An 18,398-nucleotide genomic window follows, 5' to 3' on the forward strand; every position below is an offset into this window, starting at 1 on the left:
CCGAGGAAGATCTTCAGCGTTCACACCGGCCCCTTCGGGGACAAGTCCCCTCCTACCGGTTGTATGGCTCGGTAGGACCGGACTTGTCCGGGAAGGCGGCAGGCCTACCGAGGAAGGTCTTCAGCGTTTGCACTGGCGCCTTTGGGGACAAGTCCCCTCCTACAGATATTGCTTCGGCACAGGAAATATCTCGTCCAAGGTAGCTATAAATCGAAACTTATCGCACCCTGATGCCAAATGGATGGCCTTCGGATAAACGCTGGCGATGAGAATTAAATATTATCTGGCTGGGAATCGCCCACGCCTCTTCAATAGCGTCGTCACTCGATTGTTGCTATTGGCGTTGTGCATCATCATTTTCGGCGCGGTATTGCGTTATTACGTATTGAGCAACTTCCTGCGTGAAGATCTGGCTGCCACGGTGCAGCGCCAGCAGCTGGCCCTGGCGAGTTACGTAGCGCAGGATGTCGACAGCAAGATTGTGCAACGTCAACGGCTGCTGGAACGGCTGGCGGCCGATATGTCCCAGGTTTCACTGGCAGAACCCGCGCAACTTCAAGTGTGGTTGAACGAGCGTTTTGAATATCAGACGCTGTTCTCTGATATTGCCATCTTCAATGCCCAAGGCGGTTTGCTTACCAGCGCCCCGGTGCTGGATGGTCAACGCGATCCTGATTATGCCGGGCGTGATTACCTTCAAGCGGCGTTGGCGGGTCGTCCATTTGTTGGCAGCCCGCAACCTGGCATTTCTGGTCATGGGCCGCTGATTCCCATTGCTGTGCCTGTGAAAAAACCGACCGGTGAAATTGCGGCAGTGCTCGTGGGCAACACGGCACTTGCCGCACCGGGTTTTCTGGATTCACTGTTCCACAATCGAATGGGTGAGACCGGTAGCGGATTCGCGTTGGTGTTTCCACGGGATAAACAGTTGGTCGAGTCAGCACAACTTCCAATGACCCTCAAGCCAGTTGCCGAACCCGGCGTCGATACGCTTAATGATGGGGCCATGGCGGAGTTTCGCGGCGCGGGAGTAACTGTCAACGCCAAAGGCTCCGAGGAAGTTGCAGCGATGGCGTCTGTTGCAAGTACGGGCTGGTTTGTTGTGGCGCGTGTGCCGGGTAGCGAAGCTTTTGCGACGGTCAATCGTCTGCAGCATTTCTTGCTCAAGGGTGTATTTTTCACTGTTCTGGTGTTTGGCACGCTGTCGGCGTTGGGTATCTATCTGGTCTTTCGGCAGTTGTTCACGGCTGCGGCACAAGCGGACCGTATGACGCGGGGGGAACAACCGCTGGCGCCCTTGCCGGTTATTCACGACGACGAGATCGGGCATCTGATTTCGGCGTTCAATCGTCTTTTGCTTAAATTGAATGCCAAACAAGCTGAACTGGAACGCATGGCGCATCACGATGCATTGACCAACTTGCCCAATCGGGCGTATCTCTCCCGCCGCTTGCGCGAGTCACTGGCGCTGGCGCAGCGCAAGCAAACTCATGTGGGCCTGTTGTTCATGGACCTGGATGGCTTCAAAGGTATCAATGACAGCCTGGGGCACGATGCCGGCGATGAAGTGCTGCGCCAGGTCGCCATGCGCTTCGCCAGCGTGGTGCGCGAGACCGATACGCTGGCGCGCATTGGCGGCGATGAGTTTGTGGTGCTGCTCGGTGACCTCGGGCACGATGCCGAAACCGCTGTCAGCGCCGTGGCCGTCAAGTGCATCGACGCCTTGAATGCGCCGTTTTACCTGGCCGGTACGGTGTGTGTGGTGGGAGTGTCGATCGGAATTTCCTGGGGGGACGGAAACAGTTCCGAAAGCTCGTTGTTATTGGCTGCGGATCGGGTCATGTACCAGGCCAAGAAAACCGGCCGTGGCCGGTTCTTGAGTTCCAGGGTCTGACTAGACCCTGACTAGACCGAAAAGCGCGACACCAGCCTGTTCAGGTCAACGGCCAGTTGCGACAGCTCATGGCTGGCAATCGAAGTCTGGCTTGCAGCCGACGAACTCTGCACCGAAAGGTCGCGAATACTGACCAGGTTTTCATCAACGGAGCGGGCGACTTGTGCCTGTTGTTCCGAGGCGGTGGCGATCAGCATGTTGCGTTCGTTGATGTCGGAAATCGCCGCAGTGATCTGCTTGATCGCCGCCCCGGCTTCATGCGCGATCAGCAGGGTGGAACCCGCTTCGGCGCTGCTTTGCTGCATGGACTGCACGGCCCGGGTGGAGTCCTTCTGGATGCCCTGAATCATCTGCTCGATTTCCTGGGTCGACGACTGGGTGCGATGCGCCAACGCTCGCACTTCATCAGCGACCACCGCAAAGCCTCGACCTTGTTCGCCGGCCCTTGCCGCTTCGATGGCGGCGTTCAGCGCCAGCAGGTTGGTCTGCTCGGCAATCGAGCGAATCACGTCCAGAACCTTGGCAATGTTTTGCGCCTGATTGGCCAAGCCTTCGACTTCGATGCCGGTTTGCGAGACTGTCGCACTCAGTTTCTCCAGCGACGCGATGGTCTGGCCTACGCGCTCCTGGCCTGTACGAGCCGAACGCTCCGATTCCTGGGTCGAATGCGAAGCCGACACGGCATTGCGGGCGACTTCTTCAACCGCTACGGTCATCTCATTGACCGCTGTCGCCGCTTGTTCGGTTTCCATGGTCTGGCGCTGGATGCCGACGGTGGACTCCTTGGTGATTGAGCTCATTTCCTCGGCTGCCGACGCCAGTTGTCCGGATGAATCGGAGATATGCTGGATCGTCTCTTTAAGACTGGCAAGCATGGCGGCTGTCGCGCTTTGCAGTTCGGTGATTTCGTCTGCGCCATTGACGGCAACGGGGGTGCGCAAGTCGCCGCTCGCGATTTTCTGCGTGCTGCCCAACAGTGCCAGGATCGGTCGGCTGATACTGCGAGTGAAGGTAATGGCCACCAGTATCGTAATAATGATCGTGATCACACTTAAAGCGATGACGAAGGCCTTCCCACTCTTGAAGCTCGCGTCGGAGGTTTCGCCTGACTGGATGGCCCCTTGGGCGTTCAGCTCTATCAACTCTGCAAGCGAGGCCTGCAAGGCAACCGCCTGGGGTTTGGTAGTGTCCTGGATGAACACTGCCATTTCCTGATAACTCTGGGTTTTGCTCAGCGTCATGAGCTCGTCGATTTTGGATTGGAACGCTGTGACGTCGGCCGACACCTTGTTGAATAAATCCTGTTCCTGCGGGCTGGAAATAAGTGGTTTATAGGCTTCGACTGTCTGGCTCAGCGTTGATCTCAGGACCCCGATTTTTTTCAGCGAAGCTTCACCAAGTCGCTTGTCGTCCATCACAAAACGTCTGGCATCCAGCCGATAAAGAAGCGCGGCGGTTTCGATTTTGCTGGCGGCATGAACACTGGGCAACCAGTTGCTCTGCAGCTCGGTGGCCGAGTCATGGACACCATTGAGTTCATAAAGAACCGTACCGGCCAGGGTTATGATCAGCAGGCAGATAACGCCGAAGCTGATTAATGCCCTGGTGGTGAGCCTGATAGTTCTTATTATCATGGTTAAATTCCTTGGGCGGCAGGTGCAATATTCATGTTAGGTTGGTGACTGGATATTAGCTTAGGCTCTGATGTGTGAAAAATATGCTGGCAGGCAACACTTTTATCGAATACTCACACTTTTCCGCAAATACTACAGAGCTGCAATGAATGAAGTCGCGCTTTCCAGAGTCATCGACTGATAGTGATGAAACTTTAGCGCGACTGTAAAGTGAGTTGTTAAGCTTGCTAAGTATTAATTTGAGTTGAAACCTGTTTACGGTATTCATTGGGCGAATGTAATTAATTCGCTGCTAATTGAATGTCAATCAGTGTCATTAAGTTCCGAGTTCTTGAAAACCAGTGCTTTAAGCCCGCCCTCAACTTGCGCGTCGGGAAATTCGGGCGGGTTTTCCAGACGCTGTTCGAAGCGTAGCCCCGGCGCCTCGATGGCGGTGTGGTGAACAAGGAAATCAGACCCCAGGCTTGGATCGTTCATGCAGGCCAGCACTTGTCCGTTGGGCACCAGAAGTTCCGGCATGCGCCGCAAGACCTTTTGATAATCCTTGTCCAGGAGAAAGCTGCCGCGCTGGAAGGAGGGTGGATCGATGATGATCAAGTCATACGGCCCGGCCCGCTTGACCTTGCCCCAGGATTTGAACAGCTCGTGACCCAGGAAACTCACCCGGCTTAAATCATGTTCGTTGAGTCGATGGTTTTCGCGTCCGCGACTCAAGGCGGCCTTGGCCATGTCCAGATTGACCACATGCTCGGCGCCGCCAGCAATTGCCGCCACCGAGAAGCCACAGGTATAGGCAAACAAATTCAGCACGCGCTTGCCTTGTGCCTGGGCACGCACCCAATCCCGGCCGTAGCGCATGTCCAGGAACAACCCGCAGTTTTGTTTCTTGCCCAGATCGACCTTGAAACGCAGACCGTTTTCGCTGATCAGCCATTCCTCGACCTTTTCGCCCAGCAGCCACTGGGTCGGACTTTCCGGCAGATAGCGGTGTTGCAGCAGCAGCGTGTGCGCCTGGCTGCGTTGCCATTGCGCGCTGTGGGTCAGCTCGTTTAGCAGCAACGTCAGCGCTTCCAGTTCCGTGGGTTCAGGCTCGCGAAACAGCGACACCAGCAGCACGCCTTGCAGCCAGTCGGCGGTCAGCTGCTCCAGGCCCGGCCACATTCGCCCGCGCCCGTGAAACAGGCGCCGCGTCTCGTCCGGCGCGGTGTCCAGTGCGTTGAGCAGATGTTGCTTGAGGGTTGCGAGTGCTTCGGAGTTCATGGCGGCGATCAAGGTGGAAAGGCGCGCATGTTAAACGTTCTTGCTGGAGGGTGCGCGGGCATCAAGTGCCAATGATATACAGGCACACCGAGAGGGTAATCAACGAGCCGAGGGTCGACACCAGAATCGTGCTCGAAACCAGCGAGGCCTCGCGTTTGTAGTATTCGGCGAGCATGAACGGTCCGGTGCCGGTGGGCAATGCGCTGAGCAGCAGGGCGGCATTGGCCCAGAGCCGGGGCACGTCGAACACATGGAACACCAGAACCCAGGTCAGCAAAGGATGGGCCACCAGTTTGATCAACACCAGCTGCGACGTGCCGTGGCGTGGCCCCTGTTGTTTTTCCGCGAGGAACAGACCCAGCGAAATCAATGCGCATGGCGTGGTCGCGGCGCCGAGCAAACTGAGGAATTTTTCCAGCGCGCCCGGCAGCGGTGCGCCATGCCAGGCCCAGAGCGCGCCGAGCAACGGCGAAACCACCAATGGATTTTTTGCCAGGGCCAGGAACACTTTTAGGGCAATGCGATGGGGTTTTCGCTCGGTTTGCAGGCCGATCTCGATGCAGACCAGCGCCAGAGCGAACAACACGCAGACCACCAGCAGCGAGGCGATCAGCGCCGGTTCCAGACCGCCTTGACCCAGCACCATCACGCACAGCGGAATGCCGATATAGCCGGTGTTGGCATACGACGCACCCAGCGCGTCGATGCTCGCGTCCACCAGATTGGCGGACTTGCGCCAGCGCAGCAGCAAGGTAAAAGCGAACACCGCCAGCGTGCTGATAATGAACGCGAGGACGAATCCGGGATGCCAGATCTGCTCCCAGGTGGCAGTGGCCGTCACGCTGAACAGCAGCGCAGGCACAACCAAACCACCATTCGGTTGATCTCCGAAGCCGCGTTCGGCCCCAGGCGGTTGGTGCGACGACAAACGAAACCCACGAGTATCAGGGCGAAAATCGGCAGCAATACATTGAGTACGGATGACATCCAGACCATGCCTGTGGAACGCGAACAAGCGGGCAAGGTTAGGGATGTAAATCGATAGCGTCCAATCTATTTTTGCGAGACAGGTGTCGGGGCTGCGAGCGAACTTGTTCGCGAGGCGATTTTCCAGTTTGGCCACAAACCCGTTGGAGCGGGGCTTGCCCGCGAAGGTGTCGGTTCTGGTTTGGAGCTTCGGAGGATGTACTGGCCTCTTTGCGGGCAAGCCTCGCTCCCACAGATTCAGCGAATGGGTTGTGAAGACGCGTGTAGCTCTAACCACTCGGCAACAGAGCATCTACGGATTCGTCAGCCACATCCGTTTGATCGATGGGCTCTGTTAGGATTGCGGGCTAGATATCACGAGGTGCATGTATGAGCGAGCCGATTCGTCTGACCCAGTACAGCCATGGCGCAGGTTGCGGCTGCAAGATCTCCCCGCAGGTGCTGGAAGTGATTCTGGCGGGCAGCGGCGCGCAAAACCTTGACCCCAAACTGTGGGTGGGCAACACCTCACGGGACGATGCGGCGGTCTATGCCATTGATGAAGAGCGCGGCGTGGTGTCCACTACCGACTTTTTCATGCCCATCGTCGATGACCCCTACGATTTCGGCCGTATCGCCGCCACCAACGCGATCAGCGATATTTACGCCATGGGCGGCGATCCGCTGATGGCCATCGCCATTCTCGGCTGGCCGGTCAATCTGCTGGCACCGGAAATTGCCCGGGAAGTGATCCGTGGCGGTCGCGCCGTGTGCGACGCGGCCGGTATTCCATTGGCAGGCGGGCATTCGATTGACGCGCCGGAGCCGATCTTCGGCCTGGCAGTCACCGGGCTGGTGGAAAAACGCTACATGAAGCGTAACGACACCGCGACCGAAGGCTGCAAGCTGTACCTGACCAAACCCTTGGGCATCGGCATCCTCACCACCGCTGAGAAAAAAGGCCTGCTGCGCGCTGAAGATCAGGGCGTGGCGCGGGACATGATGTGCACCCTCAACAAGCCGGGCAGTCGTTTCGGTAAGCTCGAAGGCGTCACGGCCATGACCGACGTCACCGGTTTCGGCCTGCTCGGGCATCTGGTGGAGATGGCGGATGGCAGTCAATTGACCGCACGCCTGGATTACGCCGCTGTACCGCGTCTGGCCAGCGTGGATTTTTATCTCCAGCAGGGCTGCGTACCCGGCGGCACGCTGCGCAACTTCGACAGTTACGGCGAGCGCATCAATGCCTTGAGCGAAGCGCAGAAGATGCTCTTGTGCGACCCGCAAACCAGTGGCGGCCTATTGGTCGCGGTTGAGCCTGAGGCGCAGGCGGCGTTTCTGGCACTGGCCAAGGAGCTGGGGCTGGACCTGGCGGTGATCGGCGAGTTCGTCGCTCGACAGAGTCACGCGGTCGAGGTGTTTTGATGCGCGACAATAGCACCGACGTCCGCGAACTGTTTCTAACCGATGCCCCGCTCATGGATGTGCGTGCGCCGGTTGAATTCGAAAAGGGTGCCTTTGCGCAGAGCATCAATCTGCCGTTGATGAACGACCTTGAGCGTGAACAGGTCGGGACCTGCTACAAACAAAAGGGCCAGCAGGCGGCTATCGAGCTGGGCCATCGGCTGGTGTCCGGCCAGACCAAACAGGAGCGTATCGACGCGTGGAGCCAGTTTGCCCGCTCGCATCCCCAAGGTTTTCTGTATTGCTTCAGGGGCGGCCTGCGTTCGCAGCTCACCCAGCAGTGGCTGAAAAACGAAGCCGGGATCGAGTATCCGCGCGTTATCGGCGGCTACAAGGCCTTGCGTACTTACCTGATTGAAACGACCGATGCGGCGGTGGCCGAGTGCGATTTCGTCCTGATTGGCGGTTTGACAGGTTCGGGAAAAACTCAGGTCCTGACGCAGCTGGACAATGCGCTGGATCTTGAAGGCCATGCCAATCATCGCGGTTCGAGTTTCGGCAAGCACGCGACGCCACAGCCAGCGCAGATCAGTTTCGAGAACGTCTTGGCCGTCGATATCCTCAAGAAGCGTGCGGCGGGTGTGAGCCAGTTTGTGCTGGAAGATGAAGGCCGTGTGGTGGGCAGTCGCGCCATTCCTCTGGGGCTGTTTCGCGGCATGCAGCACTATCCGCTGGTGTGGCTGGAAGAGAGTTTCGAACGCCGCGTCGAGCGGATTCTTACTGATTACGTGATCGACCTGTGCGCCGAGTACATTCAGGTGCATGGGGTCGAGCAGGGTTTCGGCGTGTTTGCTGTGCGTTTGCGCGAAAGTCTGGCGAGTATCGTCAAACGTCTGGGCGGCGAGCGTTATCAGCGTCTGGCGGCGATCATGGACAGCGCCTTGATCGAGCAGGAAAAATCCGGCGCCGTGGATGAGCATCGTGGCTGGATTGCCGGGCTGCTTGGTGAGTACTACGACCCCATGTATGCCTATCAGCGCGACAGCAAAGGGCCACGCATCGAGTTTGCAGGCGATCACGGCGCGGTCTTGCAGTACCTGCAAGAGCGCCGCGACCGGGCTGCCTGAACCTCAGGCAGCAACGGCTTACAACAGGATCATTGCCAGCAGGCCGCTGATTACGCCGACCAGCATGGTCAGCGCTGCCACAGTCACCAACACGTGGGTGTCGAAGGATTTACGCAGCATCAGCAAGGACGGCAGGCTCACGCTGGGCAAGGTCATCAGCAGTGCCACTGCCGGACCGGTGCCCAGACCCAGGCTCAGCATGGTCTGCACGATAGGGATTTCCGCCGCCGTGGGGATCACGAACAGCGTGCCGACGAACGCCAGGATCACCAGCCAGACGAAACTGTTGCCGATGGATACATCGATGTGCGGGAACAGCCAGACCCGCGCCGCGCCCAGTATCAACACCGCCAGCACGTAAATCGGGATGGTGCTCCAGAACAACTGCCACAGCGTGCGGCCCCAGCGGCTGAAAAAGCTGTGCTGATCGATTTCGTTGGCGCTGACAGCGGCTTCCATTGCTTGCTCGGGAACCCCTTCAGGCCGCGAGATACGCTGGGCGATCATCGCGACACCCACCACCAGAATCAGTCCCGCCACCAGACGCAATGCCGTGAACTCCCAGCCCAGCACAAAGCCCATGAACACCAGCGTCGCCGGGTTGAGCACAGGGTTGGCGATCCAGAATGCCAGGGCGGCGCCCACCGATACCTGCTGGCGGCGCATACCGGCGGCAACCGGCGCGGCGCAACAGCTGCACATCATGCCCGGCAGGGCGAACAGCCCGCCGCGCAGGGTTGAGCCCAGTCCGGCGCGACCAAACAGACGCAGCAACCAGTCCCGAGGGATCAGCACTTGCAGCAGCGAACCGAGGATGACCGCCAGCACGGCGGCTTTCCAGATCGCCAGGAAATACACCTTGGCGTAGGCCAGCGCAGCAGCAACCGGCGAAGTCAGTTGATCGTTGATGATCGATGCGCCAATGCTGTGGCTATCGGCCGCGACGAAGGATTTCAGGTAATAAGGCGACCACTTGACGTAGTACAGTCCGATCACCGCAACGGCGAGAAACAACAAAGGTTTCCACCAGAACGACCAACCGCGGGTTTGGGAGGTCGTGGACAGACTGGGCATTGAGCGAGTTCCGGGCATTAGAATGATGGCGCATCATAACCCGGCTGCCCGGTTTGAATCGGCTCGGTTGCCTGAACGGTCCGAGCCAGAGAGCTACGCGCTTACAGTTTTGGTTGATTGGCCGTCCAGTAGGCTTCGATCTGCTTGACCAGCGACTCAGGCAGCGGTGCGAAATCCAGTTCGGTAGCTTGTGGCTGGCCTTCCTTGAGTGCCCATTTGAAGAAGTCCTGCGCCGCAGCGTGACGACTCGCATTCGCTGCCTGTTTGGGCATGACGATAAAGGTTGTGGCGGTGATCGGGTATGCGTTCTCGCCCTCGGCATCGACCATCAGCAGGTTGAAATCCTGGCTGTGGGACCAGTCAGCTGCCGCCGCTGCGGCTTGAAAGCTGCCCAGATTAGGCGCTACGTAATTGCCGGCCTTGTTCTGCACCAGGCCGTAATTGAGCTTCTGCTGTCTGCTGTAGGCATATTCGATATAGCCGATGGAGTAGGGCATCTGTTTCACATAGCTGGCGACGCCTTCGCTGCCCTTGGCGCCCAGGCCGACAGGCCATTTCACTGATGCACCATTACCGACGCTGGCTTTCCATTGCGGACTGATTCGCGACAGGTAGTTCACCCAGTTATAACTGGTGCCGGAGTTGTCCGAGCGGTACACCACGGTGATCGGCTTTTTCGGCAATGTGGCGGTTGGATTCAGCGCGGCGATGGCCGGGTCGTTCCATTGGGTGATCTTGCCCATGAAAATATCGGCGAGCACGGCACCGGTGAACTTCAGCGAGCCGGGCGCGATGGACGCCAGGTTCATTACTGGAACGATCCCACCGGTCACCAGTGGAAACTGGAGCATGCCCAGGCTGGCAAGCTCGTCTGATGCCAGCGGCATGTCACTGGCACCGAAATCGACGTTAGCGGCCTTGACCTGGGCGATTCCCGCACCTGAGCCAATGGACTGATAGTTGACCCGCACACCGGTCTTGCGGTTGTACTCATCCGCCCATTTGGAGAGCACCGGAAATACAAAAGTTGACCCTGCGCCGACAATCTCGTCGGCGGCCTCTACGCTGTTGCCGACCCCGAGACTGAGGCTCAACCCCAGGCAGAGGGTTAGTAGTGTTTTGGAGAGGGTTTTCGATAGGTTTTCCGAAGCTATTTTCGAAGCTATTTTCGAAGCTATTTTGGAAATAAAAGGCATGCGCAGACTCCGAACTCAGATTGTGGGCAGTAATTTGCGCCTAGTTAAACCACGCTTTAGTGGCTATTTGATTACAGGCGGCTACTTCATCCCTTGATCGGGATAACCATCGGTCCGGGCGAATCTCCCGTTCGTGTATCGATTCACGCTGGTAAGAACTCGGTCACATTCATGCGTTACCGTGAAGCTCTCCGTCACGTTGTGTCGGCCAGCAGTCAACTGGCAGGCTGCGATGGTCTGGTTTGCCTTTGCCTGGCTTTCTCATGCGTTTCGAGTGCTTGCCATGACAGTCATAGAACCTGATTTCAATGTGTTGGACGACCGCAAGATCCTGGCTGCCCTGAGGCGCCTGTCATTTCTGCGGGTCAAGATGGAGGCCGCCGCCCGCGCACCCATCGAAACCATGCACCTGCATCCCAGCTACATCGAAAGCGCGCGTAACCTGCTGAGTTATCTGGCGCTGCGTCGCCACGACATCCGTCCTTTGCAGCATCAGCTGGCCGAATTGGGGCTTTCCTCCCTTGGACGTTGTGAAGCCAATGCGCTGGCATCGGTCGATCGCGTCATCGATGTGCTGCAACGCCTGACACCAGGCTCGGCGTCCACGGGTGAAAGCGGCACGGTGTTGGGCGAGATCGGCGAGCATTTGCTCACGGCTCATGCCGATGCCTTATTCGGTGGGCACGGGCCGGAGCGCGGGGTGCGGATCATGGTGACCATGCCCAGCGAAGCCGCGACGGATCCACACCTGGTGCGCGACCTGCTGGAGGCCGGCATGGACTGCCAGCGGATCAATTGCGCCCATGACGATCAGGCAACCTGGCTGGCCATGATCGAAAACGCCCGCAGCGCCGCAGACAAAACCGGGAAAAGCTGTCAGGTCATGATGGATCTGGCCGGTCCCAAGCTGCGTACCGGGCAAATCCTGCCTGGCCCCGCAGTTCTGCGCATCCGTCCCACCAAGGATCTGTTCGGACGCACGACTACGCCTGCCAGGGTCTGGCTCAGTTCCAGCGACGAACCGCACCCCGACTCAGAGTTTGCCCTGCGCTTACCCGGCAAATGGCTGGCGCAACTGGTGGTTGACGATGAGCTGGTATTCAACGACGCCCGGGATTCCCGGCGCGGTCTGCAAGTGGTTGAGGTGACCGAGGAGGGCTGCTGGGTCGAGTTGCGCAAAACCGCCTATATGATCCCCGGCATGGCTCTGAGCCTGAAGAAGTCCAAAGGACGCAAGAAATCGGCACGGATAATCGGCGTTCCGGTGCAAGAGCAAAGCATCGTTTTGCATGAGGGCGATGTTCTGATGCTGACCTCTGACCTGGACAGCGGCCATCCCGCGGTTCGCGATGCCGAGGGCAAAGTGCTGACTCCCGCCAGCATTGGCTGCACCTTACCCAGTGTTTTCCAGGATGTTCGCCCCGGCGAGGTCATCTGGTTCGACGACGGCAAGATTGGCGGCAAGATGCAGTCCATCGACGATCAGGCGCTGTATGTCCGGATTACCCATGCGCCCGGCGGTGCCAGGCTCAAGAGCGACAAGGGCATCAACTTGCCGGAGAGCGAACTCAAGCTCGATGCCTTGTCCCAGGACGATATTGCCGCGCTGGAATTCGCCGCCAAGCATGCGGACGTAGTCGAAATGTCCTTCGTCAACAGCCCGGATGACGTCAAATCATTGTTTACCCACTTGCGTCGGCTCAATGCCGAGCATCTGGGCGTGGTGTTGAAAATCGAAACCCGCCAGGGATTCGAAAACCTCGCCGCGCTGTTGATGGCCGGGATGCACAGCCCACGTCTGGGCGTGATGATTGCGCGGGGCGATCTCGCTGTTGAAAACGGTTTTGAACGCACTGCTGAACTGCAAGAAGAAATCCTCTGCATCTGCGAGGCCGCGCATGTGCCGGTGATCTGGGCTACCCAGGTGCTCGAAACCCTGGCCAAGACCGGCGCCGCGACTCGCGCGGAAATCACTGATGCGGCAATGGGCGTGCGCGCCGAGTGTGTGATGCTCAATAAAGGGCCGCACATTCTCGACGCTATCGAAACACTGGACGACCTGCTGTTACGTATGCAAGCCCACCGCAGCAAAAAACGCGATCTGTTGCGCAAGTTGCGGATCGCCGATCAAACCGTGCAAATCAAGAGGACTTCCGCATGACAATGCAGATCGAAAAAGCCGCATTTGGCAGCGATTGGCTGGTAGTGATCAATGACTATGAGGTGACGTTCCGCAGCATGGAGGACGCCGTGGCGTTCGCTCATCGGCTCAAGGAACGGATCGACGCGCCCCACGTGCTCCCGGCCGGGGAATGAGCCTGGTTTAACGTGGCATGTAGCGGCGCTGCCAGCGGTGGGGGATTTTCAGGGACATAAGCCCGAGCAGTGCCGCCATCGACCCGCTGACCAGCAACGCATTGACGCCCAGGCGATGTTCAAGTGCCGCGCCGATCACGGCACCGATGAACATTCCGGTCCATGGCACCAGCTGCACGCGCCAGCCATCGCGGCGTTCACCGAGCATCCAGCGGCCGAAGCCACGGCCAAAGCGCGACAGCGCGCCGGTCACGTAGGTCAGTCCCACCGGGAGGCCGTTCACCTGTTCCACGGCGGCATTGAGCATGCCCATCGCCAGAATGGCGAATACCACGGTCAGAATCTGCGAATCCAGTGGCCAGGCTGCTGCGGCACATAACAGCATGCCGATGCACAGCAGCAAGGGCAGGGCGCGGCGGCCTCCAAGCCGGGCAACGATAATTCCCAGGGCGTTACCCAACACGAAAGTGGTGATTGCCAGCAGTAATCTGGCCGACGTACTGATATCGGCATCACTGATGGCCACCGCAAGCCGTGTGGTGTTACCGCTCATGAAAGAAACGAAATCGCCGGTGGCCATGAATCCGATCGCGTCGGTCATCCCCGCGAGTACCGAAAGACTGGCCGCCAGCGACAGCCCCACGCGTCCGCGCCACTTCTGCATGTGCAAGTGGGCAGGCTTGACGGTGCGCTTGGCGGGTGTGGGGAGCATTGGCAGTTCTCTGCGTTGACCGGCGAATCGGGAGCAAGCCGTTCGAATTCAAACGGTGTGCTGGATTACAGCGCCTTGTTGCGCACGATGCGCTTGGCCTTTACTTCATCTGCGTATGCTTTGAGCTGATCGGCGTCGCCGTACAGTCGATTGACCAGTTGCAGAACCGCAGTGACGTCAACTTCGGACATTTGTTCGGCGAGCTTGAGTATCTCATTGGCCGTGCTTTCAAGATTAGCTGCCGTGCCTTTCAGATGGCGCTTGAGCTCCTGGGTGGATTTGTTCAGGGCCATACCCTATTCCTTTTATAAATACTGGCGATCTAAGCCGCGAAAGCATGGCTTTTTCTGCGAGAACAAGCAATCTGAATACTGACCTGGAGCATCGCGCGCGTTGCAAGCGTTTATCGCTCAATCGTCCCGGGTCAACACTTCCAGTAGTTCGATCTCAAACAGCAGATTCGAGCCGGGTTTGATATGAGCGCCCATTTGCCGATCACCGTAAGCCAGGTGAGCCGGAACAAATAACTTGCGCACGCCGCCGACCTTCATGCCCATTAAACCGATGTCCCACCCTTTTATTACCCGGCCGGTGCCGATGACGCACTGGAAGGGTTTGCCTCGATCATAAGACGAGTCGAACGTTGTGCCGTCTTCAAGTAACCCGTTGTATTGGGTGGTGATCAAGGCGCCCTTGACCACTTCTTTGCCGTCACCCTCGCGGATATCCGTAATCAGCAATTCATTGTTCATGACAACGCTCTGGAAACCTGGAAGGAAGGCGGCTTTTTCTCAGGAAATCCTGCCGCCTGCAATCACTTTCGACGCAACGAAGGTCATTCGACGCTCAATACTACGCGCCCATTCTCCATCGTCTGCTCCAGATAGTGGTGAGCCTTGGCCGCCTGTTCGAAGCGAAACACCCGGTCGATATCCGCAACCAGACCCTGTTCGACCGTCAGCGTGTTGATCGCCTCCAGCGCCAGGCTCAAGGCCTCGGCGTTCTGCGCAATCTCGAATTCAGGCTTGCCGGTGAAGTTACACAGGCAATGGACGAAGAAACGCATGTTTTTCTTGAAGGCTTCGATGGCCGGGAACGGCGTGCGGTTACCGCCGCGCAGGCCGAACAGTACCAGACTGCCCCGTGGCGCCAGCACATCACCGAGCAACGACATCTGCGGCCCGCCCACGCCGTCAAATATGGCGTGTACGCCCTGGCCATCGGTCAGCTTGTGGATGCGCATGCCCAAATCCTGTTCGTCGGTGACGATGACATGAGCCGCGCCCCGGTCCAGCAGGTATTGCTTGTCCTCGGCGTCTTTGGTCGACGCAATGACCTTGAGCCCCAGCGCCTTGCCCAGCTGTACGAAAGCGATATTCGGGCTCAAGGCCGCTTCGGTGACCAGCACGGTCTGACCCGGCTCGACACGTGCCAGTTCGTGGAAGGCGAACCAGGCCAGCAGGAACGGCGTGTAGTGGACACTGGCCTGTTTCGGCGAGAGCTGTTCGGGGTAACGGGTCAACGCCGCACGCGGCAGCAGGATCGTGTCACCGTAAACCGGGTAATCATTGATATCGCTGGCCTGGAAGCTGGCAACGCGATCACCGACGCGCAGGTCGTCGACCCGTTCGCCGACGGCTTCGACAATACCGGCCATTTCGCTGCCTAAACCTGCCGGCAAGCGGGTTTCACACAGGCCCAGCCCTTGGCGGCGCATCACGTCGTCCCAGCTCACGCCGATGGCCTGAACCCGGATCAATACTTCATTGGCGGCAGGTGGTTTTTGAATAACTTCCTCGCACTTGAGCACGTCGGCTGAACCGAAGTGATGGAAGCGGATGGCGCGAGACATGTGAACCTCTTGGTAAGTGAACATGCGTCGACTCTATCCGCCCCTTGGTGAGCGCACTATTGACGTTGATTGATATCGGTCATGCCTGCTGTCAATCTTCGTAACGATTTTGACGAGCCGCCTGTTCATTCAGATAAAGGAAAACAAGATGACTGAGAGCACCACGTTAAGAGTTGCGCTGATTACCGGCGCGGGAAGCGGCATCGGTCGCGCGGTGGCGTTGGGGTTGCTGGAAGATGGCTTCAGCCTGGTATTGGCCGGACGGCGACAGGAACCGCTGGATGAGCTGGTGGACATCGCCACCCGGGCGGGCGGCAGCGCCATTGCCGTGTCGACCGACGTCCGTGATCCATCGAGCGTCGATGCTTTGTTCAGCAGAATCGAAGACGTGTATGGCCGACTGGACGTGGTCTTCAACAACGCCGGGGTCGGTGCCCAGGCGATCCCGGTGGACGAGCTGGCGGTCGAGCAGTGGCTGAATGTGATCAACACCAACGTGACCGGGGTTTACCTTTGTGCACGTGGTGCATTCGGCCTGATGCGCAAGCAGACGCCTCAAGGTGGCCGGATCATCAACAACGGCTCGATCTCCGCCCACACGCCGCGCCCGTTCAGCGCACCTTATACCGCCAGCAAACACGCGGTGTCCGGGCTGACCAAAACCCTGGCCCTGGACGGCCGCGAGTTCAATATCGCCTGCAGCCAGATCGACATCGGCAATGCCTTGACCGAGTTGTCGGCACGCATGACCACCGGTGTCCGGCAGGCCAACGGGCAAACTGCAGTGGAGCCTATGATGGATGTCAAACACGTGGCGGATGCCGTGCGTTACATGGCGGGTTTACCGCTGTCTACCAACGTGCTGAACATGACAGTCATGGCCACCAACATGCCGTTCGTGGGGCGGGGTTGAACGCCAGCGTTAGAGGTTCTGGCTGCTGACGATCATGGCCTGGGCGATGTTCTCTTTCTGCTGTTCGGTGAAACCGTCCCAGACGTTGACCTTGGCGTAGTAGCCCAGGCCAGCCAGCGTGTACAGGCTCAAGGTAAAGACGATGAAGATTGAAACGAAGGTCCAGCGGCCGCCGTCGCTCTCATCACGGGACGAGAAGTTTTGTGAGTAATTGTCGTCGCCATTACGCGAAACCGCGCTGGAAGCCAGACGTTTGAACCATTGGAACAGGTGAACTACTACAAGACGCAGCATGGGGATTAGCCTCAAGGTTGAAAAAAACTGGAGCCTGGCGCGACGCTACGCCAGGTTCGATAGCTGTGCTTCAGGCCTCACAACGTTGGTTGTCGAATGCCGGAAACGAAAAAAGCCCGTCTATGACGGGCTTTCTTTTTATGATTCTGGTCAAGTCGCCGGGATTCGAATTCGCTGACAATTTCTGTCGTTGATGTTCGTTTCCGCATCCGCTTGCCGGTATGGAAACATTTTAGAACAAATCAATTTTCGCAGCTAGGGCCGACTGGCAGTCATCAGACAACTGGTGCCTTGTAGGCGTGTGGCATTTTGTCGCGCTGGAGCGGCTCTAGGTTGGTAAGAACCGTTGGAGCGTGGCTTGCCCGCGAAAAGGTCTGTGCATCCGCCCACTTATCCGAACCCGCCACAATGCCTTCGCGGGCAAGCCTCGCTCCAACACATTACCTTCGGTTCTTCACTCATTCGGCTCATCGGTGTTGATGTACTTCGGCACCTTGGCCAATGGCAGGCGGCGGGCCTGCTCTATGCTAATGCCTGGCCGGTTCGGCAGTGGGTCGAGTTTTTGCGGTTGACCGGTTTCCAGGCAACGCTCGATGGCCGCCAGCACCCGCACGTCGCGCCAGCCTTCGTCGCCATCGGGTTCGGGTTCGCGATCCTGCAGGATGCAGTCCGAGAAATACTGGGTTTCCCCGCCAAACTGATCCACCACCGGATGAGCATGCTCCTGAGTCTTGCCATTGATAATGGAGCGATAGCTAATCGCCACGCCCTCACCAAAACCGAAGCATGGCGAAGCCTCAAATTCACCTTCGGTACCGATCAACTGAAAGCGCTGGGTGCCGGGCAGGCTGTAGCTGACGGTGAACTGCGCCAATCGCTCTTCGGGAAAACGCAAGGTTACCGACACCGTGTCAGGTGTATTGATTTCCCGGCCGGGCGTGTGGATCGCCACGGCGTTGACTTCCAGTGGTTCGGAGTCGAACAGATTGCGTACGGCATTGATCGGGTAGGGGCCCATGTCTGCCGCAGGTCCGGCCCAGAAGCCGCTTTGCATACGATGATTCGAAGGCTTGGTGGTCTGCGCGAAGGTCGAAGTAAACAGGCGTGGCTCGCCGATTTCCCCGGCTCGGACACGGCTGATCATCTCGACCGTGCCTGGCTCGAAATGCAGACGATAGGCAATCATTAGCTTGGCGCCCGAGCGTTTAGCGGCTTCGGCGATCGCCAGGCAGTCTTCCTCGCTGGTAGCCATGGGTTTTTCCAGCAAGACATGAATTCCGGCTTCCAGCGCCGGCACGGCGAATTCACGGTGACGGAAATTGGGTGTCGCCAGATAGATGGCATCGATTTCGCCTGACTTGAGCAGGGTGTCAAATTCGTCGTAGTGATAGCTTTTCAGATCATAGAGTTCGGCCAGTTCATCAGCCTTGACCGGGTCGCCGGTAACCAGTGCGGTCATCACCGAGTTGTCGGTCTGATCTACGCCGGGCATGAAGGCTCCTTGCGAAATCCAGCCTCCGGCTACGACTGCGTAACGGATTTTTCCCTGTGCATCTGGCATTGATGAGGTCTCCACAATCGCCCGGCGGGTTGCCTGACGCTTATAGAGTCGGCACGCGCCACGCCCGGAAGTTCAAATCAATTGACCCATGGCGACGGTTCTTGAGGCTCGCCGGGCACGGCTGAGACGTTGCGTCTCATCGAACTCATTGGCTGCAGCGCCGCTCGACGCGGTCCGAAAGATCTCTCATACAAG

General features: G+C 58.3%; 16 protein-coding genes and 1 pseudogene. 6 read left to right on the top strand and 11 right to left on the bottom strand.

Features of this window, described 5'->3' with window-relative positions; translation table 11 throughout:
• Positions 1-265: 265 nt before the first annotated feature.
• The gene (locus AFK24_RS06920) at positions 266-1,894 is read left to right on the top strand and encodes a diguanylate cyclase domain-containing protein (protein WP_065832556.1); all 1,629 of its coding nucleotides are present in this window, start codon (positions 266-268) and stop codon (positions 1,892-1,894) included.
• Positions 1,895-1,905: 11 nt separating this feature from the next.
• On the opposite strand, the gene AFK24_RS06925 is transcribed toward AFK24_RS06920, so the two are convergent.
• The 3 genes and pseudogenes from AFK24_RS06925 to AFK24_RS06935 form a co-directional block, all read right to left on the bottom strand.
• Positions 1,906-3,528, bottom strand: a complete 1,623-nt coding sequence (locus AFK24_RS06925; RefSeq protein WP_065832557.1) for a methyl-accepting chemotaxis protein — start codon at positions 3,526-3,528, stop codon at positions 1,906-1,908.
• Positions 3,529-3,831: 303 nt separating this feature from the next.
• Positions 3,832-4,788, bottom strand: coding sequence for a class I SAM-dependent methyltransferase (locus AFK24_RS06930; protein ID WP_065832558.1), 957 nt, complete (start codon positions 4,786-4,788; stop codon positions 3,832-3,834).
• A 61-nt stretch (positions 4,789-4,849) separates the two neighbouring features.
• Positions 4,850-5,775 (bottom strand): annotated as a pseudogene (locus AFK24_RS06935) (AEC family transporter).
• Between the two features lie 369 nt (positions 5,776-6,144).
• Between AFK24_RS06935 and selD the strand changes: the two are divergent.
• Positions 6,145-7,179, top strand: coding sequence for a selenide, water dikinase SelD (gene selD, locus AFK24_RS06940; protein WP_065832559.1), 1,035 nt, complete (start codon positions 6,145-6,147; stop codon positions 7,177-7,179).
• On the top strand, positions 7,179-8,285 hold the full coding sequence (gene mnmH / locus AFK24_RS06945) for a tRNA 2-selenouridine(34) synthase MnmH (protein ID WP_065832560.1): 1,107 nt from the start codon (positions 7,179-7,181) through the stop codon (positions 8,283-8,285). Before selD ends, mnmH begins: the two co-directional genes overlap by 1 nt.
• Before the next feature lie 18 nt (positions 8,286-8,303).
• Here the strand turns inward: mnmH and AFK24_RS06950 are convergent, their stop codons facing one another.
• Both AFK24_RS06950 and pstS read right to left on the bottom strand, forming a co-directional pair.
• Positions 8,304-9,359, bottom strand: coding sequence for a permease (locus AFK24_RS06950; RefSeq protein WP_065832561.1), 1,056 nt, complete (start codon positions 9,357-9,359; stop codon positions 8,304-8,306).
• A 101-nt stretch (positions 9,360-9,460) separates the two neighbouring features.
• Positions 9,461-10,555, bottom strand: coding sequence for a phosphate ABC transporter substrate-binding protein PstS (gene pstS / locus AFK24_RS06955; RefSeq protein WP_080482066.1), 1,095 nt, complete (start codon positions 10,553-10,555; stop codon positions 9,461-9,463).
• A gap of 283 nt (positions 10,556-10,838) precedes the next feature.
• Here pstS and AFK24_RS06960 point away from each other — a divergent pair, with 283 nt between their 5' ends.
• Positions 10,839-12,716 carry a pyruvate kinase gene (locus tag AFK24_RS06960; RefSeq protein ID WP_065832576.1) on the top strand — a complete coding sequence of 626 codons (1,878 nt, stop codon included), beginning with the start codon at positions 10,839-10,841 and terminating at the stop codon, positions 12,714-12,716.
• The gene (locus AFK24_RS31150) at positions 12,713-12,871 is read left to right on the top strand and encodes a hypothetical protein (RefSeq protein WP_170826300.1); all 159 of its coding nucleotides are present in this window, start codon (positions 12,713-12,715) and stop codon (positions 12,869-12,871) included. The genes AFK24_RS06960 and AFK24_RS31150 overlap by 4 nt, the downstream gene beginning before the upstream one ends.
• A 7-nt stretch (positions 12,872-12,878) precedes the next feature.
• Here the strand turns inward: AFK24_RS31150 and AFK24_RS06965 are convergent, their stop codons facing one another.
• The 4 genes from AFK24_RS06965 to AFK24_RS06980 all read right to left on the bottom strand — a co-directional run bounded on the left by AFK24_RS06965 (position 12,879) and on the right by AFK24_RS06980 (position 15,435).
• Positions 12,879-13,583, bottom strand: coding sequence for a YoaK family protein (locus tag AFK24_RS06965; protein ID WP_065832562.1), 705 nt, complete (start codon positions 13,581-13,583; stop codon positions 12,879-12,881).
• 65 nt (positions 13,584-13,648) lie between these two features.
• Entirely contained in the window at positions 13,649-13,876 is a 228-nt protein-coding gene (locus AFK24_RS06970) for a hypothetical protein (RefSeq protein ID WP_020289889.1), read from the bottom strand.
• Positions 13,877-13,993: 117 nt separating this feature from the next.
• Complete coding sequence (locus tag AFK24_RS06975) at positions 13,994-14,335, bottom strand: FKBP-type peptidyl-prolyl cis-trans isomerase (protein ID WP_065832563.1); 342 nt, start codon at positions 14,333-14,335, stop codon at positions 13,994-13,996.
• Between the two features lie 83 nt (positions 14,336-14,418).
• Positions 14,419-15,435, bottom strand: a complete 1,017-nt coding sequence (locus AFK24_RS06980; RefSeq protein WP_065832577.1) for a zinc-dependent alcohol dehydrogenase family protein — start codon at positions 15,433-15,435, stop codon at positions 14,419-14,421.
• Between the two features lie 148 nt (positions 15,436-15,583).
• Here AFK24_RS06980 and AFK24_RS06985 point away from each other — a divergent pair, with 148 nt between their 5' ends.
• A complete protein-coding gene (locus AFK24_RS06985; protein WP_065832564.1) occupies positions 15,584-16,348 on the top strand; it encodes an SDR family oxidoreductase in 765 nt (254 codons plus the stop codon).
• A 9-nt stretch (positions 16,349-16,357) separates the two neighbouring features.
• Here the strand turns inward: AFK24_RS06985 and AFK24_RS06990 are convergent, their stop codons facing one another.
• On the bottom strand, positions 16,358-16,642 hold the full coding sequence (locus AFK24_RS06990) for a hypothetical protein (RefSeq protein WP_065832565.1): 285 nt from the start codon (positions 16,640-16,642) through the stop codon (positions 16,358-16,360).
• A gap of 454 nt (positions 16,643-17,096) precedes the next feature.
• Positions 17,097-18,203, bottom strand: a complete 1,107-nt coding sequence (locus tag AFK24_RS06995; RefSeq protein WP_065832566.1) for a Gfo/Idh/MocA family protein — start codon at positions 18,201-18,203, stop codon at positions 17,097-17,099.
• Positions 18,204-18,398 lie beyond the last annotated feature (195 nt).

The organism is Pseudomonas syringae (assembly GCF_001698815.1).
GTDB lineage: Bacteria > Pseudomonadota > Gammaproteobacteria > Pseudomonadales > Pseudomonadaceae > Aquipseudomonas > Aquipseudomonas syringae_A.

What these genes read in the sequence shown, in the direction of transcription:
- AFK24_RS06920 (WP_065832556.1), top strand. Translation starts at nt 266, where the DNA reads ATGAGAATTAAATATTATCTGGCTGGGAATCGCCCACGCCTCTTCAAT.
- AFK24_RS06925 (WP_065832557.1), bottom strand. Translation starts at nt 3,528, where the DNA reads ATGATAATAAGAACTATCAGGCTCACCACCAGGGCATTAATCAGCTTC.
- AFK24_RS06930 (WP_065832558.1), bottom strand. Translation starts at nt 4,788, where the DNA reads ATGAACTCCGAAGCACTCGCAACCCTCAAGCAACATCTGCTCAACGCA.
- selD (WP_065832559.1), top strand. Translation starts at nt 6,145, where the DNA reads ATGAGCGAGCCGATTCGTCTGACCCAGTACAGCCATGGCGCAGGTTGC.
- mnmH (WP_065832560.1), top strand. Translation starts at nt 7,179, where the DNA reads ATGCGCGACAATAGCACCGACGTCCGCGAACTGTTTCTAACCGATGCC.
- AFK24_RS06950 (WP_065832561.1), bottom strand. Translation starts at nt 9,359, where the DNA reads ATGCCCAGTCTGTCCACGACCTCCCAAACCCGCGGTTGGTCGTTCTGG.
- pstS (WP_080482066.1), bottom strand. Translation starts at nt 10,555, where the DNA reads ATGCCTTTTATTTCCAAAATAGCTTCGAAAATAGCTTCGAAAATAGCT.
- AFK24_RS06960 (WP_065832576.1), top strand. Translation starts at nt 10,839, where the DNA reads ATGACAGTCATAGAACCTGATTTCAATGTGTTGGACGACCGCAAGATC.
- AFK24_RS31150 (WP_170826300.1), top strand. Translation starts at nt 12,713, where the DNA reads ATGACAATGCAGATCGAAAAAGCCGCATTTGGCAGCGATTGGCTGGTA.
- AFK24_RS06965 (WP_065832562.1), bottom strand. Translation starts at nt 13,583, where the DNA reads ATGCTCCCCACACCCGCCAAGCGCACCGTCAAGCCTGCCCACTTGCAC.
- AFK24_RS06970 (WP_020289889.1), bottom strand. Translation starts at nt 13,876, where the DNA reads ATGGCCCTGAACAAATCCACCCAGGAGCTCAAGCGCCATCTGAAAGGC.
- AFK24_RS06975 (WP_065832563.1), bottom strand. Translation starts at nt 14,335, where the DNA reads ATGAACAATGAATTGCTGATTACGGATATCCGCGAGGGTGACGGCAAA.
- AFK24_RS06980 (WP_065832577.1), bottom strand. Translation starts at nt 15,435, where the DNA reads ATGTCTCGCGCCATCCGCTTCCATCACTTCGGTTCAGCCGACGTGCTC.
- AFK24_RS06985 (WP_065832564.1), top strand. Translation starts at nt 15,584, where the DNA reads ATGACTGAGAGCACCACGTTAAGAGTTGCGCTGATTACCGGCGCGGGA.
- AFK24_RS06990 (WP_065832565.1), bottom strand. Translation starts at nt 16,642, where the DNA reads ATGCTGCGTCTTGTAGTAGTTCACCTGTTCCAATGGTTCAAACGTCTG.
- AFK24_RS06995 (WP_065832566.1), bottom strand. Translation starts at nt 18,203, where the DNA reads ATGCCAGATGCACAGGGAAAAATCCGTTACGCAGTCGTAGCCGGAGGC.